Genomic DNA, 17,366 nt, shown 5'->3' with positions numbered 1-17,366 from the left:
TTGTAAATTAAAGCAGCAATCTTTTCATAATATCTTCATATATAGCACTTAACAATTGTAAATCAGATATTCTTACACATTCGTTAACTTTATGAATTGTAGGATTAGTTAAACCAAGTTCAATCACTTCAGCACCCATTAAAGAAACAAACCTTCCATCAGATGTACCACCGGAAGTCGATAAAATAGGTTTTTTATTATTAAAATATTCAATAGATTTTATTACGGTATCTGTTAATACACCTTTCTTCGTAAGAAAAGGCATTCCTGACAGTATCCATTTTACAGAATAATTAACATTGCTTTCATCTAATATATTTATTATCTGAGATTTAATTTCGCTCTCTGAAACTTCTGTATTGAAACGAATATTAAATTGTACAAATAAAGATTTAGGAATGATATTACTCGCTCCTTCTCCAGAATGAATGTTTGCAATATTTATACTACTAGGTGAAAAAAATTTGTTTCCATTATCTAATTTTATAGATAATATTTTCAAAATAATAGGTAATGCTTTATGTATTGGGTTATCTGCTAAATGAGGATACGCAATATGTCCTTGAATTCCATTAACTATTAAATTAACTGTAATAGAACCTCGTCTTCCATTTTTTATAACATCTCCAATTTTTTTAGTACTAGTTGGCTCTCCCACTATGCAATAATTAATAATATTATTTTTCGACTGTAAATATTGTACTACTTTAATAGTACCATTTAGTGCACTTGATTCTTCATCTGAGGTAATAAGGAACGACAATCGGTCTTTATGATATGGAAATTTTTTTATAAAATTTTCAGCAGCTACAATCATAGATGCTAAAGCACCTTTCATATCTGACGCACCTCGACCAAATAAAAATCCATTATGAATCACTGGAGTAAACGGATCTGTATTCCAATCTTGTTTTTCTCCTGGTGAAACTACATCTGTATGCCCTAAAAATGTTAATGTTTTTCCAATACCTCTAAAAGCCCAAAAATTTTCTGTATCATTAATATTAATTTTTTTAATTTTAAATCCAATATTATATAAACGTTTTATAATAATGTTTTGACAACCTAAATCTTTCGGGCTAATAGATGGAATAGAAATTAACTGTTTTGCTAAATCAGTAATTGGACAAATCATATTTAATCCTAAAAAAATTTTTAATAAATAATATTATTACTTTTCTATAAAAAAATGGGGCTATTATTTAGCCCCATCATGATTGTAAAAAATTATGATTTCAATAAAACTATTGCTTGTTTAACTATATGATCTATAGTAAAACCAAATTTTTTAAATAAATCTTCTGCTGGAGCTGATGCTCCAAATGTTTTCATCCCAATAATTAAACCATTAATACCTGTATATTTATACCAAAAATCTTCTATACTTGCTTCAATTGCAACTCTTTTAGTAACATAAGAAGGTAATATGTATTCTTTATAAGAAGAATTTTGTCTATCAAAAACATTAGTAGAAGGCATGGACACTACACGCGTAGAATATCCTAAAGATGTAAGTTTTTTTGCAGACATCAAAGTAATATAAAGTTCTGAACCAGTAGATATAAAAATTATATCAAGTGGTTTTTGAGAGTCATATAATACATAAGCTCCATATGAAATATGACTTAATTGTTTCGTATTCCTAAAAAATTGAGGTAAATTTTGACGAGATAAAATTAATGCAGTTGGTCCTGATTTTCTTTCGATTGCTTGTTTCCAAGCTACTGCTGTTTCAACTTGATCACTAGGTCTCCATACATCTATATTAGGAGTCATGCGTAAACTAGCTATTTGCTCAACAGGTTGATGTGTAGGACCATCTTCACCTAATCCAATAGAATCATGAGTATATACAAAAATATGTTTTGTATTCATTAAAGCAGCCATACGAACTGCATTTCGAGCATATTCTACAAACATTAAAAATGTAGCAGTATAAGGGATAAATCCTCCATGATGAGATATACCATTAGCAATTGCTGTCATTCCAAACTCACGGACTCCATAATGTATATAATTTCCAGATAAGTTATCTTTTATAGATTTGCAACCAGACCAAATAGTTAAATTGCTAGGTGATAAATCTGCTGAACCACCTATTAATTCAGGTAAAATTTTTGCATATTTTTCTAATGTGTTTTGAGATGCTTGTCGACTAGCAATATTCTGTGTATTATTTTGTAAAAAACTGATATAATTTTCAGTTTCTTGATCCCAATTCAAAGGCAATTGTGTATTGACCCGTCTTAAATATTCAACAGATAGATCAGGGTATTGAAATTGATATAAAGAAAATAATTCATTCCACTCTTTTTCAAACTGTAATCCTTTTTCTACACAATTCCATTGTTTATAAACGTTGTCAGGAATCTGGAAAGAAGTATAATTCCAATTTAATTTTTTTCGAGTTAAAGAGATTTCTTTTTCTCCAAGAGGAGCTCCATGTGATTCTGAAGTTCCTGATTTATTAGGAGAACCAAATCCAATAATAGTATTGCAAATAATAAGTGAAGGTTTATTTGTTACTGATTGTGCTATTTTTATACTTTTATGAATCATATTTGAATCATGACCATTTATATTATCTATAACATGCCAATTATAAGATTCGAAACGTTTTGCTGTATCATCTGTAAACCAATTAGAGACTTTTCCATCTATTGAAATATTATTTTTATCATAAAAAACAACTAATTTACCGAGATTTAAAGTACCAGCTAAAGAACATACTTCATGAGAAATTCCTTCCATTAAACAACCATCACCTACAAATACCCAAGTATAATGATCAATAATATTATATCCTGGCCTGTTAAAATAGGCACCTAAAGTTCTTTCAGCAATCGCCATACCAACAGCATTAGCTAATCCTTGTCCCAATGGACCAGTAGTTGTTTCAACTCCAGGAGTTTCACCTATTTCAGGATGTCCAGGAGTTTTTGAATTAAGTTGTCGAAAATTTTTTAATTCATCTATTGATAAATCATATCCTGTAAGATGTAATAAACTATATAACAACATAGAACCATGTCCATTAGATAATACAAAGCGATCACGATTGTACCAATTAGGATTTCTAGGACTATGTTTTAAAAAATCTCTCCATAATACTTCAGCAATATCCGCCATTCCCATGGGCATACCGGGATGACCTGATTTAGCATTTTGAACAGCATCTATACTTAAAATACGAATCGCATTAGCTAATTCTTTTCGTAAACACATAGGTTTCCTATTATATAATTAATAAATTATTTTTAAAAAAATTATATTCTTTTAGAAAGTATTCTTTCTAAATCTATTTGGTCTTTGCTAAAATTACGTATACCTTCGGATAATTTATGCACAGCCATAGCATCTTGGTTATGTTCCCATCTAAACTCATCCTCAGAAAGAGAAACAGGAGGTGATAATACAAGATCAGGAAGTGTAAGTTGCTTATCTATGATACCGGGATAAGATTCTAATTCTTGTAATAAAATAGGAGAAATAGTTAATTTATCACAACCAGATAAGTATAATATTTGTTGAATGTTACGAAAACTTGCAGCCATAATAATAGTTTTATAATTGTATTTTTTGTAATATTCATATATTTTACAAACTGATAAAACACCGGGATCTTTTCCTGTAAAAGATTTAGATAGCAAATTTTGAGAAATATACCAATCATAAATTCTTCCAACAAAAGGTGATATCAAAAAAACATTAGATTCCGCACAGGCTCGAGCTTGTGCAAATGAAAATAAAAGAGTTAAATTACATAAAATATTATCTTGCATTAATATTTCTGCAGCTTTAATACATTCCCAAGTTGAAGCGAGCTTAATTAATACTCTATTTCTAGAAATACCTGATTCTTCATATAAATTAATTAATTTATGTGCTTTTAAAATACATTTTTCTGTATTAAAAGAAAAACGAGCATCAACTTCACTAGAAATATAACCTGGTATTTTTTTTAAAATAGCTATCCCTAAATCAACTAATATTTTATCACTTGCATTAATTATTTGATCTTTATATGAACCTCCTTTTTTTTTTGCATATTGTATAGCTTTTTCAATAAATATTTGATTTTTATCTGACTTGACTGCTTGCAGTATTAAAGATGGATTAGTCGTTGCATCTTCTGGTTTATATTTGCAAATAGATTCGATATCACTAGTATCTGCGACAATAGTAGAAAATTTTTTTAATACATTTAATTGATTCATATCAATTTCTCTTCTTTAATATAAAATAAATAAATATAGCTTTTATGTTTATAATTAAATTATATATTTTAACAACAAAAAATCATTTTAATATTTTTTAATATTAAAATGATTTTTTGTTAAAAAAATAAACATCTATCAAAAGATTTCATATTCTGCACTTTATAAAATATAATATATAACATTAATATTTTTTTATTATTAATGAAGTGTTTGTTCCACCAAAACCAAAACTATTAGACATAGCCGTAGTAATTTTTATATTTTTAGTTTTCTGAATAATATTCATATTTTCTGCATTAGGATCTAATCTTTCAATGTTAATAGTCGGAGCTATAAAATTATTTTGCATCATTAATAGTGTATAAATTATTTCATGTACTCCCGAAGCTCCTAAAGCGTGTCCTGTCATTGATTTTGTTGCTGATATCATTGGTTTTTTTTCATTGAAAAATATTTTTTTGATAGCCTTTAATTCTATTATATCCCCGATTTTAGTAGAAGTTCCATGTACATTAATATAATCAACAGATATTTTTTTCTTATTTCTTGCTAAGTTCATGCAACGAAAAGCCCCATCTCCCGAAGGAACAACCATATTTGAACCATCTGATGTTGCTGCATATCCAATAATTTCTGCATAAATATGTGCTCCACGAGATAAAGCATAAGTCAATTCTTCCATAACTACAATTCCAGCCCCACCTGAAATAACAAAACCATCACGGTTTATATCATAAACACGTGAAGCTTTTTGTGGAAATTTATTAAAATGAGTAGATAAAACTCGCATAGTATCAAAGTGACGAGCTAATTCTAAACTTACTTCTTCTGCACCGCCTGCAAAAATAAGATCTTGTTTACCAAATTGAATTAATTCAAATGCATTTCCAATACAATGTGCAGAAGTAGCACAAGCTGAACTTATAGAATAATTAACTCCATAAATTTTAAATAAGACCGATAAACAAGCAGATATTACAGAAGGCATAGTTTGAATAGTAAAATAAGGACTAGTAATTTTAGAAATATATTCATTCTTAATATTACTTTTATTATCACAGAGAAAATAACTTAAACAACTGCATCCTGATCCTGTAATAATTCCAACACGAGGATTTTTTTGATAACGTTGATCACTTATATTTGCATCTTTAATGGCTTCAAGCATGGTTAAAAATGAATATCTAGCAGCATTATTCATAAATCGATCTATTTTTTTTGTAAGCATACAAATATCATTTAACTTAATATTACCCCAAATATTACTGCGCATATTTATTTTCTTCATTTCTTCTGAATAAACTATTCCGGAAAGACCATGATATAATGAATTCAATACTTCTTCTTTATTATTACCAATACTAGAAATAATACCCATACCCGTAATAACTACTCGTTTCATATTTTAATCCTTATACCTATAAAAAATCACATATATCATTGCACTATATTAAAAAAAAAATATATTATATTTTGATAAAAATATTTAAGAAAAATTTTATTATTACACATATAACAATATTTTATGGAAAAAAAATGAATGAATCTTATATTGGTATTCTTTACATTGTTCCAACTCCTATTGGTAATTTATCAGATATTACTTCTAGAGCATTAATAATATTAAAAAATGTAAATATAATTGTTGCTGAAAATATTTATCATACTAATATTTTATTACAACATTTTAATATTAAAAACTCTTTAATATTAATGAATAAAGATAATGAAAAAAAACAAAGTGATCATTTAATTGACAAGTTAAAAGAAGGTCAAACCATCGCTTTAGTATCTAATGCTGGTACTCCAGTAATAAATGATCCGGGTAATCTCTTGATTAAAAAGTGCCATTTTTTTAATATTCAAGTCATTCCTCTTCCTGGACCTTGTGCGGCTATTACAGCTTTAAGCGCTTCTGGTCTAATGAAAAATCGTTTTTGCTACGAAGGGTTTTTACCATCTAAAAAAAAAAATAGATGTGATTTGTTATATTCTCTCAGAGAAGAAACACGAACTATGATTTTTTATGAATCAAAATATAGAATACTTGAAAGTATACAAGATATCATAGAACAAATAGATGAAAATAGACATATAGTAATTGCTAGAGAAATCACAAAAAAATGGGAGTCTATTTATGGAGATAAAGCTACTTCATTACTTCAATGGTTAAAAGAAGAGAAATATCGTTATAAAGGAGAAATAGTAATTATTATAGATGGTTTTAAGCAAATAAAAAATAAAAATATAGACCAAAAAATATTACATACTTTTTTAATTTTAAAAAAATTTTGTTCTTTCAAAACATCTGTATTAATTACCTCTCAAATACATAAAGTTAATAAGAATAATTTATATCAATATCTTATAAAAAATAAAAGTGACAAAATTAATTAAATATTATATTATTAATTTTTGAAGTTGACCAAACAGTCGCTGTTTAGTTAATTTTTTTAAAAAAACTAAAAAGAGGAAAGTCCGGGCTCCATAGAGCAAGGTGCCAGATAACACCTGGAAAGCGCAAGCTTATGACTAGTGCAACAGAAAAAAAACCACCTATTAGTTTTATAATAAAACAAATATGGCCAGGGTGAAAAGGTGTGGTAAGAGCACACCGCATAATTGGTAACAATTATGGCTAGGTAAACTCCACCTGGAGCAAAGCCAAATATAGGTTTAAGTATATTATTATATATATTTACATGTATTGCTCGTACTATTTTAACCTGGGTAGGCTGCTTGAATTAGTAAGTAATTACTAATCTAGATGAATGACTGTTAAGACAGAACCCGGCTTATAGGTCAACTTCATTATATTTCAAATTATATTTAAAAATATTTTTAGATAATTTTTAAAGGTAATAAATTTATTACCTTTAATTTTATAAACAATAGATAATATTATCTAATTTCCAGAAACTTGTATCTCAGGTAAAAAAACTGAACCACATTGAATATTATTACGCATATCAACATCATTACTAATACCTATAATATTATACCACATACTCCTTAGATTTCCAGATATAGTAATTTCATTAACAGGATAAGAAATTTTCCCTTGTTCAACCCAAAAGCCTACTGCTCCTCGTGAATAATTTCCACTGATAATATCTACACCTTGTCCCATTAATTCTGTAACTAATATTCCTTGATTCATATCTTTTAAAAGTTTTTCAAAAGATATATTACTGTGTGAAACTATCCAATTATAAGCACCACCACAATTTCCTGTGCTTTTTAAATTAAGTTTACGGGAATTATAACTATTTAATAACCAAGTTTCTAATATTCCATTATGAATAATATATTGAATTTGTGTAGAAACACCTTCACTATCAAATGGTTTACTTCCTAAACCTTGTTTTAAATGAGGATTTTCTAATATATTTAACCAATCAGGAAAAATTTTCTTTTTTAAATCATTGATTAAAAAAGTAGATTTTTGATAAACATGATCACCGTGAATAGCATAAATCAGATGTGAAAAGAACATATAAGATATTGATGATGAAAAAATAATTGGAGATTTCATAGTACGTATCTTTCTAGAACCTAATCTAGATATAGCATATTTAGCACTATTTTCCCCTAATATTTCTGGTTTTAATAAATTATCTATTTTTCTTGAAATAGAATAATCAAAATCTCTTTGCATAGAATGTTGATCTTTTGCAATCATACAATTATAACTTGAATAACGAGTAGATTTATATTTTTCCAACATACCTAAACTATTTCCAAATACATTTATAGTAATATGACCATTAAAAAAACTACCTTCACTATTAACAATTCTTTTATCAAATTTAAAACCGGCTTGTTCTGATAATATAGACAATTTAATTGCATGTTCTACATTAAATGACCATGGATGAAACAAATCAAGATCTATTGCATTAAAACATAAATTATTTATATCTGGTAATCCAGAAAAAAAATCAGAAGAAGAATATTTTGAAATATTAATAGCTGCTTCTAACATATTTTTAATACCATTAATACTAAAATCTTTTGATGAAACACATCCTTTAGAAAATTTATTATATACTGTAATAAATAATGTACCATCACTATTAAATTCGACATTTTCAACAATACTATTTCTTGTATTTACACTAATTCCTATAGTTTTTTTTATATATACTTCAATAGAAATATTTTGTTTTTCAGATAATTGTAACGTCGTTTTTACTATGTTTAATAAAGATAATTCTTCACTTTCTATCTCTTGAATTATTTGCATATACAGAAATCCTTATAAATAATATTTTTGTATAAAAATATTATATTAAAAAATACTTTAAATTAAAATTAATTACTTTTTATAAAGTATAGATATAATTATTTTTCAATGTTAAAATTTACTATTATATCTTTATTTATTTTTTTGATTGAATTAATAAAAAATTGTTTTTAAGGAAAAATAAACATGAGTTTTAAAATAATTAAAGCAGGTGAGAATATACCTCATGATATATATGTAATTATAGAAATCTCATCAAATTCATCTCCTATAAAATATGAAATGGATAAAAAATCAGGTATGCTTTTTGTAGATCGTTTTATATCTACTCCTATGTTCTATCCTTGTAACTATGGATATATCAATCAAACTTTATCCTTAGATGGTGATCCTACCGATGTTTTAGTACCTTCATATTATCCAATACAATCTAATTCTGTCATTCATTGTAAACCTATTGGTATATTAAAAATGCATGACGAATCAGGAAATGATGCTAAAATTATAGCTGTTCCAAAAAGTAAAATTTGTCAAGAATACAAAAATATAAATGATATATCAGATATATCAGAACTATTAAAAAAACAAATCAGTCATTTTTTTCAACATTATAAAAAATTAGAAACAGAAAAATGGGTAAAAATTATTGGTTGGGGAAATTGTCAAGAGGCTAAACTAGAAATTCATAATTCATATAATCGTGCTAAAAATAAATCAATTTAAATATTACATCAAAATTCTTGTTAGAAAACAAAATTTTTTTCATTAATTTTAAATAAAAAAAAGGGTGATTTTATAAATCCTATTAAATCATATTTCAAAAAAGAATAATGTAAATTTAATTGAGAAAAAAATTTTACCTTAATTTTCGGGAAAATTAATACTGATATTTTTTTGCTATTAAAAATAAGATACCACTCAGTGGTATTATAATTATTTACACATGAATATAATTTGAATAACACATTACCTTCCTTCATTACAATTTCTTGATTAATTTTTATGCTATTTATTGCTTTCGGAAAATAAGGAAAAAATAAAGTTATATATTTTAATAGATTATTGCTTCTAATAAAAATATCTTGAAAATTAACATTAGCTAAAATTTTAGGCTGATCTAAAGTACCAAAAATTTTTACCGTACTTGTCAATACACCATTACTTTCATTAAAAGTAGTAGAAAAAAAATTCAACATAGAAAAAGGAAAATTAATAACAACACATTTGCCTTTCATATTTTTTTTATTATAAAAATCAATAATATTCAAATATCCATAAATCTTATTATTTGTTTTAGAATTTTTAGATTTTCTTACTATCCATTGAGTATTTATATTATTCTTCATTAAATGAACAGAGACTTTTAAATAATCTATTTTTTCGACGAAAATTTTTTTATTTTGATTTTTTTCTAATTTTATATTATAAAATTTTAAAAATATTTCTCCATTAGTAATATTTTTTTCTAATGAACCTTGCACTTTTGCCTTGATAAATAATTCACTATTAAATTTTACTAAAGATGTCTTAAAAAAATTTAAAACAGATGATATTTTATTGTATAAAAAAGACAGTGATACAACTTCTTTTTTTTGTATATTTTTTGTATAAAAATGATTAAAATGGTATTTGTGACTATGATAATTAATAAAAATAGATTTTTTAGTTCCGAATGTACTTAATAACGTTTTAATATTAATATTTTCAAATAAACCATACCACATCCCTTTTTCTTGATTAAATATTCCATTAACTATTAAACTTATAGAAAAATTTTTTTTCTTTAATAAAAAATAAAATTTTTGCTTATAATTATCTAAATAGGTTTTTATTTTCAAATTCTCAATATAAAAATTATGAACTCGAATTTTTTTTGCATCTAATAAAATTTTTCCTGAAAAAATACTATGTATATTCATTTTTGCAGACATCTTAATATTTTTTACATATGTATTATTATTATACACATTTCTAGCGAGAATATTACCTGATAAAACAGGAAACATATCATGACTATGAAAATTTACGTGAGCTTTAACTATTCCTTTTAAATTTGGAATAACATAATCTAAATTATATGCATCAAGAGATGAATTAATATCGTATTCTTTTCCTATACAACCTTGTAAAGATAACTTATTACTTCCTATAAACATATTTATTCGAGGGATATTTAATATATTATTACTTTGATAGTATAAAGAACCTAATATAGATATTTTTTTTTTCATAAAACTAGCTGATAAATTTAAATTAGGAATAGATAAATTTTTTATATTATTATTATAATTACTAAATATATTCATTTTTCCTATCAATTTTAATATATATTTATTATATCGCATATGATCTTGTATAAATTTTTTGTCATTATAAAATTTTGTATCTCTCTTTAGAGGAAACAATTTTATTTTTTCAAAAAATATATTTTTTAAATCACCTTTTCCTTGAATATGAAAAAAAATTAGAGGTAATCCTGTTATATGGAAAATATTTTTTAAAGATATAAGATAGTTGTTTATTTTTCCTTTTATAAAACCATGAAAACTATAATAATTGAATATATATTTTTGCCTAATAGGAGAAAATAAATAATTACTATGTAATTGAATATAAAATGGATAATCTAAATTATTTAATAACATAGATCCATTAATTTTTAACTTATATAATTCTTTAGATTTTAATATAAATATAAATTTTTTATTTAAAAGAGACTTAAAAGAAATGTTTATAATTTTGTTATGTAATTCAGGTATGATGATTTTATTATTTATTACAGATGAGATAGATGAATTATGATGAAAAATAATTTTTCCAAAAGATTTCATTTTAAAGAAAGAAGAATTAATGTTAATTCTATTAATTTTGAAAATATTATCTTTTATTTGTGCTTTTAATTCTATCTGAAATAAATTAAAATCTTTATAATTCATTAATTTTACTTTTTTACAATTTACATATTTTACATTCAAATTAAACGGGATAAATACTTTTAATGGACTAGAAAGAATATGTAAAATATTATATACTTTTTTAGTATTAATAAACTCTTGAATTAAATCTGATGTTTTTTTTATATTTTTTTTGTTAACTATTATTTGAGACGATTTAAAATCAGACAGTACAATATTGACATTATTGATATAAGTAGGTGATATAATCATATTATTTTTAACTAATTTTATACCAGTAAAAATTTTTTGAAAAAATATATTTATTTTTGATGATTGCACAAAACACTGATCTATATCAATTTTTTTAAAAATTATGGGATACTTAATAAAAAATTTATTTTTTAAGATATTAACTAATGTGTGATTGTGAGAAATATGAGTAGAAATATTTTTTTTTAATAAAATAATTAAATTTTTTGTTTGAATTTCTTTAAAAATTGTTGATTTTTTAAATAAAGATGTAGCATCTAATTTTACGTGTACACTATCGGCTCTAATTGAAATGCCTAAAACATCATATTTTATATTTTCTAATAAAAAATCACGCCAATTTCCTGATATTTTTTCTACCTTTAATTCCACAAAAAAACGATTAGTAAATTTGAAAATCCATTTAAAACCAATATTACTTTCTATAAATAATAAAAAAACAATAAATAATATAGAAAAAAAAATCAAAGATTTGGATAAAAATCTCTGATATATTTTCATAAAAATTATCCTGATTTAATATAAGTTTAAAAATATAAAATATTTTCAATACAAAATACAATACTAATCAATAATAATTAATAAAATATAAAAATTCATATTAAAATTTATTTACAATATTATCTTTTACAAAACAATTTTATAAATATACTGAAAATTAAACAACTATTATAGTTTTTTATAATATGTTAAACTTATCTCTTTCTTTTTTAGAATGTAAAAATGATCAATAAATTATATTTCAATAAATTATCTTTTAATTAAATTAAAATTAAAAAAAAAGAGAGTAAATTATGTCACGTATTTGTCAAGTTACTGGAAAAAAAAGAATGATTGGAAATAATCGATCTCATGCTATGAATGCTACTAAAAGAAAATTTTTAATAAATATTCAATATCATCGATTTTGGATTGCTGATAAAAAAAAATTTATTAAATTACGTGTTTCAACTAACGGTATGCGTTGTATTGATAAAAATGGTATTGAAACAATAATAAAAAAAATCAATCTGAAAAAATAAGGTAATTTATGTCTAAAAAAACTCGTGAAAAAATAAAAATGATTTCATCCGCTGGAACTGGTCATTATTATACCACAACTAAAAACAAAAGAAATACACCAGATAAATTAATGTTTAAAAAATATGATCCTATTATTCAAAAACATGTATTATATAATGAAGGAAAAATTAAATAAAACAAAATAATTGTATTAATATTAAAAATTAAAGTATAATTTTCCTAAAAAAAAATTATACTTTTTTAAAAGATCACATCATTAATAACGTATCAGTTATAAATAAAATTAAATCATGAAGCAGATTTTCAAAAAATGGTAATATATTAGGAATTAAAAAATACAACATTAATATTCCGACTAATAAATTTAATGGAAAACCAATTGAAAAAATAGATATTTGAGGAGAAAAACGATTTAAAAAACTCATAATAAAACTTATCATTAATAAAATGATTAACACCGGTAAAACAAAAATCATACCACTTAAAAAAAAATAACTGGAAAATTTTAGTAAAACAAGAAAAATTTCGGTATTTAATAAATAACTATCAATAGGAAAAGTATAAAAACTATTAATTAATATAGCAAGAAAATGTAAATGAGCATTGAGAATAAGAAAAAACAATAAAGTTAAAATATTTAATAAACGTGATATTATAGAATTACCAATATGCATATTACTATTAAAAATAGCTGCAAATGATAAACCCATTTGTAAACTTATTACTTCACCTGATAAATTAATTGCAACAAATAAAAATTGCACAACAAAACCTAAAATAATACCAATTAATATTTGTTGTAAAAATAATAATAAACCAAAAAATGAAAATAGTATTACATGTACTTCAGGTAAAAAAGGATATACTAACCAACTAATAATGCCAGAAAGAAGAATTTTATTTTTTTTATTAAAAGATTTATTATGAAAAATAGGAGTAACAGAAAAAAAAGATAAAATACGTACCATAGGCCAAAAAATGTGACTAATTAATGTTATAAATTCTAAAGTATTAAATGTTAACATTATTTTATAGTTAATGGTATATTATTAAATAAATTATGCATATAATCTAGCATAACACCTAACATCCAAGGTCCTAGTATTACTATTGTACCTAAAATAGCAATAATCTTTGGAATAAAAGATAAAGTTTGTTCATTAACTTGTGTAGCAGCTTGCAATATACTAATAATTAAACCACTAATTAAAGCTGCTAATAATAATGGCGATGCAATAATCAAAGATACTTTCATCGCATTATGAAATAATTCCATTACATATTCAGATGTCATAAATTCATACCTCTCATATCTCTACCTCAACAAACTAAATTACATACAAATTACATATAACAAAAAAATAAAAATTTTTATGTATTAAAGCTTTGCGCTAATGAAGTAATTAATAATTGCCATCCATCAACTAATACAAATAACATTAATTTAAAAGGTAAAGAAATAGTTGAAGGTGGTACCATCATCATACCTAAAGCCATTAATACACTGGCAACTACTAAATCAATAATTAAAAAAGGTATAAAAATAGTAAAACCAATTTGAAAAGCTGTTTTTAATTCACTAGTAATAAATGATGGTAATAAAATTCTTAGGGGTATATCATATTTATCTTTATAAGAAGAAATATGTGCTAATTTTGAAAATAATTCTAAATCTGTTGTTCGTGTTTGATTCAACATAAAATTTTTCAATGGCCCCGCCCCTTTTACAATAGCATCTTCCATATTTAATTTTTCTTCACTAAATGGTATATAAGCTTCCTTATAAATTTTATCAAATGTAGGGGACATAATAAAAAAAGTCAAAAAAAGTGCTAGACCAAGCAATATTTGATTCGATGGAATATATGGAGTCCCTAATGCATTTCGTAATAAACTAAAAACAATAATAATTCGCGTAAAACTTGTCATCATTATAAGAAATGCTGGAAGAAAAGTTAAAGACGTTAAAAAAACTAATGTTTGCACAGGAACAGACCAAGTTTGCCCTCCATCTTCTAAAGCATGACTTGTAATACCAGGTATTTCCGCTTGTACAGTAGGACATAATAAAAATAAAAATAAAATTGAAATAATTCGATAAAACATTGTTTTTTTCCAGAATTTTTTAGAAAAATTTTTTATAAAATCATTAAAAGTCTTTTTTTTTAATAGAATATTATCCATTTTTTTTATTGGTACATCTTGTATAGACTGGTTTTTTAAAATAGATGAAAATGTATGTAAATGAGTAATCTGTTTTGTTGTTACACCTAAAATTAATTTTATATCTTGAATTTCAACTAAAATAATAGATTCATGAGGTCCAACAGATAATCTATCTAAAATTTTCATACAAGACATTATATTATTAATTTTAAAAGCAGACATCTTCTTCAACAACCAACTGAAAATTAATATTAATAATATTATTTCAGATAAAGAACTAAATATTTGAAAAAATTTTTCATTATTAAATATTTCCTGAAAAACATTTAATGATGATTCAAAAGATAAATTATTTTTCATAAATGTTTAATTTTAAGATAAAAAATCTGTTTTTTTTAAAGAACTTTTTATATGAGTAATACGAATACCATATTTTTTTTCTGCTACTACAATCTCTCCAGACGCAATTAAATGACCATTAATAAATATATCTAATGGTTCTTTTACAGTTTTATCTAAAATTAACATGCTTCCCTTAGAAAACCGAAGAAAATCTTTAATTTTTATTTTAGACCTACCTAATTCTACAGTAATTTTAGCTGATGTATTGAGTATAATTTCTTTATTGTTTATATGTTTTTCAGAAGAATTTAATTTTTCTTCATGATTATGCGAATCAGTTTCATTAACAAATTCAGTTTCAGATATTCTATTTTTAGAACTAATCATTGTTTCATTTTGAGTATATTTGTTTTTATTATTCATTAAAGCTTGCCTTTTCTTGATTTAACTCCAAATTATTATTAATAAATTCTTCTATAAAAATAATATATTGTTTATTAAATCTTTTATAATCAGCAAAAAATACAGGTTGATTTTCTATATATCCGATAATTTTATCAGGTTTTTTAATTGGTAAAATATCACCTTTTGACAAATTATATAATTGATCTTTCGATATAGAAAAAGATTCTATTTTTGTAATAATATCCAACTCTACATCGTATATATCTTGAAAAGAAATATTATTTTTATTTATTTCTATAGAATTATTATAATCATTTTTTTGAACATGGTTGTTTATATTAATTTTTTGAATAATTAATTTCGGAATTAATATATCAAAAAAAATATCTATATTCTTAATTTTTAAATTAAAGTTTTTAATTAAAAAAATAGTATTTCTATTAAAATTAACTATATCATTAGTAAAAAATATTTTTTTATTAATAAAATTTACTTCAGTACTAAAATATTTCTGATAAATATTAGAAAAAAAAGATGCAATAAACTTTATGATTTTTTTATTAAAAATTAAATCAGTATTTGTAATATGTGTTGTTTTTTTATTTTTATTTTTTAAATCTCCAATACCTCCAAATAGTAAATCTACTATCACTGATAAAAAATTATTATAAAAAAAAATAAATGATTTTTCTCCATAAGGAGATATTTCTAATAAATTAAAACATTGAAGATTATTTATCATTCTACCATTAAAATCATATGTTCCTATTTTAAAATTACATGAAACTAGTTCAATATTTTTCTGAATTAAATTAGACAAAAAACTTATAAAATCATTAATAAAACAATGATTAATTTTGTTTAATATTTCAACTTCATCTTCTTGTAAAAAATTCTTTAAATTTTTTTCACTTACATAACATTCACTAATTTTGTAATTAAGATTGTTACTTTTCCCCATTTATAACCTCACAGGTAAAAGTTGTTAAAATATAAAATAAAACATTGATTAGTGTGAACTATTAAAATATTTTAATTATTTTTTAAAAAATTATATTAATTGTCACACATAACAATCAATGATTGGATATTTTCGGAAATTATTTTTCTTTTCATACATATTTGTTTTTCTTGGATATTTATGAGAAAAATAATTATTTTTATCAGAAAAATTTGTATAATTATTTATTTCTTGATGTTGTAAAGAACTGAAGATGTTATATTTTTCTAATTTTATTCCTTTTTTTTTTAATGAATTACATAAAAATGGCATGCAATTATCTAAAAAAGTTCTTACTGTATTATATTTAGAAATAAAGTTTAATATTATTGCGTTATCTTGTATATGAATTAAAATATTTATATATCCAAGTCGATTAGATCTAAAATTTATTTTTGCTTCACTATTTTTATTTCCAATTAATAGAAGTATTCTATCATTAATAAAATTTTTCCATCGAATAAAATTTTCAGAATCTTTTAATATCACTTTTTGCATTCTTAACGCTTCTGAATCATCTTTATTAAGAATATATGATGTATTTTTATTATTAAAAATACTGTATATTTTATTTGTTCTTTCAGACAAAGACAAAATGTTTTGAAAGTCTAATAGAAAAATTATTTTTTTATTATTATTATTTTTTATAATATTATCTTTAAAAAAATTAATTCTATTTTGAATAGATTCTTTTTTTATTCTTAAAGAACTTATGTGATTTATTTTTTTTAAATTATTTAAATTATTCTTTTTATAATGTATATATTTATTTTGTTTAATTTCATATGAAAACATGT

Annotated in this window: 16 protein-coding genes and 1 other RNA gene; 5 read left to right on the top strand and 12 right to left on the bottom strand. The window is 23.3% G+C overall.

All coding sequences use genetic code 11. From position 1 onward, the window contains the following. Positions 1-7: 7 nt before the first annotated feature. The 4 genes from dapE to D9V74_RS00440 form a co-directional block, all read right to left on the bottom strand. The gene (dapE, locus tag D9V74_RS00455) at positions 8-1,135 is read right to left on the bottom strand and encodes a succinyl-diaminopimelate desuccinylase (protein ID WP_158362268.1); all 1,128 of its coding nucleotides are present in this window, start codon (positions 1,133-1,135) and stop codon (positions 8-10) included. 92 nt (positions 1,136-1,227) lie between these two features. Next, on the bottom strand, positions 1,228-3,225 hold the full coding sequence (gene tkt, locus D9V74_RS00450) for a transketolase (protein ID WP_158362266.1): 1,998 nt from the start codon (positions 3,223-3,225) through the stop codon (positions 1,228-1,230). Positions 3,226-3,266: 41 nt separating this feature from the next. Beyond that, positions 3,267-4,217 (bottom strand): transaldolase, encoded by a 951-nt coding sequence (gene tal / locus D9V74_RS00445; protein ID WP_158362263.1) that lies wholly within the window; start codon positions 4,215-4,217, stop codon positions 3,267-3,269. A gap of 184 nt (positions 4,218-4,401) precedes the next feature. Beyond that, positions 4,402-5,622 carry a beta-ketoacyl synthase N-terminal-like domain-containing protein gene (locus tag D9V74_RS00440; protein ID WP_158362261.1) on the bottom strand — a complete coding sequence of 407 codons (1,221 nt, stop codon included), beginning with the start codon at positions 5,620-5,622 and terminating at the stop codon, positions 4,402-4,404. A 134-nt stretch (positions 5,623-5,756) separates the two neighbouring features. On the opposite strand from D9V74_RS00440, the gene rsmI reads away from it, so the two are divergent. Both rsmI and rnpB read left to right on the top strand, forming a co-directional pair. Further along, entirely contained in the window at positions 5,757-6,617 is an 861-nt protein-coding gene (gene rsmI, locus D9V74_RS00435; protein WP_158362259.1) for a 16S rRNA (cytidine(1402)-2'-O)-methyltransferase, read from the top strand. 20 nt (positions 6,618-6,637) lie between these two features. Next, an RNA gene (gene rnpB / locus D9V74_RS00430) (RNase P RNA component class A) lies at positions 6,638-7,034 on the top strand. A gap of 91 nt (positions 7,035-7,125) precedes the next feature. Here the strand turns inward: rnpB and pmbA are convergent. Beyond that, complete coding sequence (gene pmbA, locus D9V74_RS00425) at positions 7,126-8,466, bottom strand: metalloprotease PmbA (RefSeq protein ID WP_158362257.1); 1,341 nt, start codon at positions 8,464-8,466, stop codon at positions 7,126-7,128. A 186-nt stretch (positions 8,467-8,652) separates the two neighbouring features. Between pmbA and ppa the strand changes: the two genes are divergently transcribed. Then, complete coding sequence (gene ppa / locus D9V74_RS00420; RefSeq protein ID WP_158362255.1) at positions 8,653-9,189, top strand: inorganic diphosphatase; 537 nt, start codon at positions 8,653-8,655, stop codon at positions 9,187-9,189. Between the two features lie 20 nt (positions 9,190-9,209). Here ppa and D9V74_RS00415 read toward each other — a convergent pair whose 3' ends face one another. Beyond that, on the bottom strand, positions 9,210-12,134 hold the full coding sequence (locus D9V74_RS00415; RefSeq protein WP_158362253.1) for a translocation/assembly module TamB: 2,925 nt from the start codon (positions 12,132-12,134) through the stop codon (positions 9,210-9,212). Positions 12,135-12,427: 293 nt separating this feature from the next. Here D9V74_RS00415 and rpmB point away from each other — a divergent pair, with 293 nt between their 5' ends. Beyond that, entirely contained in the window at positions 12,428-12,655 is a 228-nt protein-coding gene (rpmB, locus tag D9V74_RS00410; RefSeq protein WP_158362251.1) for a 50S ribosomal protein L28, read from the top strand. An 8-nt stretch (positions 12,656-12,663) separates the two neighbouring features. Then, the gene (rpmG, locus tag D9V74_RS00405; RefSeq protein ID WP_158362249.1) at positions 12,664-12,831 is read left to right on the top strand and encodes a 50S ribosomal protein L33; all 168 of its coding nucleotides are present in this window, start codon (positions 12,664-12,666) and stop codon (positions 12,829-12,831) included. A 73-nt stretch (positions 12,832-12,904) separates the two neighbouring features. Here the strand turns inward: rpmG and fliR are convergent, their stop codons facing one another. The 6 genes from fliR to D9V74_RS00375 all read right to left on the bottom strand — a co-directional run bounded on the left by fliR (position 12,905) and on the right by D9V74_RS00375 (position 17,364). Next, positions 12,905-13,681 carry a flagellar biosynthetic protein FliR gene (fliR, locus tag D9V74_RS00400; RefSeq protein WP_158362247.1) on the bottom strand — a complete coding sequence of 259 codons (777 nt, stop codon included), beginning with the start codon at positions 13,679-13,681 and terminating at the stop codon, positions 12,905-12,907. Continuing rightward, the gene (gene fliQ, locus D9V74_RS00395; RefSeq protein WP_158362245.1) at positions 13,681-13,950 is read right to left on the bottom strand and encodes a flagellar biosynthesis protein FliQ; all 270 of its coding nucleotides are present in this window, start codon (positions 13,948-13,950) and stop codon (positions 13,681-13,683) included. The genes fliR and fliQ overlap by 1 nt, the downstream gene beginning before the upstream one ends. Before the next feature lie 77 nt (positions 13,951-14,027). Then, a complete protein-coding gene (fliP, locus tag D9V74_RS03010) occupies positions 14,028-15,182 on the bottom strand; it encodes a flagellar type III secretion system pore protein FliP (RefSeq protein ID WP_158362243.1) in 1,155 nt (384 codons plus the stop codon). Positions 15,183-15,194: 12 nt separating this feature from the next. Beyond that, entirely contained in the window at positions 15,195-15,587 is a 393-nt protein-coding gene (fliN, locus tag D9V74_RS00385) for a flagellar motor switch protein FliN (RefSeq protein ID WP_158362241.1), read from the bottom strand. Then, complete coding sequence (locus D9V74_RS00380; protein ID WP_158362239.1) at positions 15,580-16,530, bottom strand: FliM/FliN family flagellar motor switch protein; 951 nt, start codon at positions 16,528-16,530, stop codon at positions 15,580-15,582. Before D9V74_RS00380 ends, fliN begins: the two co-directional genes overlap by 8 nt. Positions 16,531-16,632: 102 nt before the next feature. Further along, the gene (locus D9V74_RS00375; protein WP_158362237.1) at positions 16,633-17,364 is read right to left on the bottom strand and encodes a flagellar hook-length control protein FliK; all 732 of its coding nucleotides are present in this window, start codon (positions 17,362-17,364) and stop codon (positions 16,633-16,635) included. Between the last annotated feature and the right edge of the window lie 2 nt (positions 17,365-17,366).

The sequence above is a fragment of the Buchnera aphidicola (Macrosiphoniella sanborni) genome (assembly GCF_005080885.1).
GTDB lineage: Bacteria > Pseudomonadota > Gammaproteobacteria > Enterobacterales > Enterobacteriaceae > Buchnera > Buchnera aphidicola_AU.
The sequence above is the reverse complement of the archived record's forward strand: the minus strand, read 5'-3'. Positions and strand labels throughout refer to the sequence as shown.

Excerpts from the sequence above, each read along its gene's own strand:
- rpmB (WP_158362251.1), top strand. The coding sequence starts at position 12,428 with ATGTCACGTATTTGTCAAGTTACTGGAAAAAAAAGAATGATTGGAAAT.
- D9V74_RS00415 (WP_158362253.1), bottom strand. The coding sequence starts at position 12,134 with ATGAAAATATATCAGAGATTTTTATCCAAATCTTTGATTTTTTTTTCT.
- dapE (WP_158362268.1), bottom strand. The coding sequence starts at position 1,135 with ATGATTTGTCCAATTACTGATTTAGCAAAACAGTTAATTTCTATTCCA.
- D9V74_RS00375 (WP_158362237.1), bottom strand. The coding sequence starts at position 17,364 with ATGTTTTCATATGAAATTAAACAAAATAAATATATACATTATAAAAAG.
- fliQ (WP_158362245.1), bottom strand. The coding sequence starts at position 13,950 with ATGACATCTGAATATGTAATGGAATTATTTCATAATGCGATGAAAGTA.
- fliN (WP_158362241.1), bottom strand. The coding sequence starts at position 15,587 with ATGAATAATAAAAACAAATATACTCAAAATGAAACAATGATTAGTTCT.
- rpmG (WP_158362249.1), top strand. The coding sequence starts at position 12,664 with ATGTCTAAAAAAACTCGTGAAAAAATAAAAATGATTTCATCCGCTGGA.
- rsmI (WP_158362259.1), top strand. The coding sequence starts at position 5,757 with ATGAATGAATCTTATATTGGTATTCTTTACATTGTTCCAACTCCTATT.
- D9V74_RS00380 (WP_158362239.1), bottom strand. The coding sequence starts at position 16,530 with ATGGGGAAAAGTAACAATCTTAATTACAAAATTAGTGAATGTTATGTA.
- tkt (WP_158362266.1), bottom strand. The coding sequence starts at position 3,225 with ATGTGTTTACGAAAAGAATTAGCTAATGCGATTCGTATTTTAAGTATA.
- fliR (WP_158362247.1), bottom strand. The coding sequence starts at position 13,681 with ATGTTAACATTTAATACTTTAGAATTTATAACATTAATTAGTCACATT.
- ppa (WP_158362255.1), top strand. The coding sequence starts at position 8,653 with ATGAGTTTTAAAATAATTAAAGCAGGTGAGAATATACCTCATGATATA.
- tal (WP_158362263.1), bottom strand. The coding sequence starts at position 4,217 with ATGAATCAATTAAATGTATTAAAAAAATTTTCTACTATTGTCGCAGAT.
- pmbA (WP_158362257.1), bottom strand. The coding sequence starts at position 8,466 with ATGCAAATAATTCAAGAGATAGAAAGTGAAGAATTATCTTTATTAAAC.
- fliP (WP_158362243.1), bottom strand. The coding sequence starts at position 15,182 with ATGAAAAATAATTTATCTTTTGAATCATCATTAAATGTTTTTCAGGAA.
- D9V74_RS00440 (WP_158362261.1), bottom strand. The coding sequence starts at position 5,622 with ATGAAACGAGTAGTTATTACGGGTATGGGTATTATTTCTAGTATTGGT.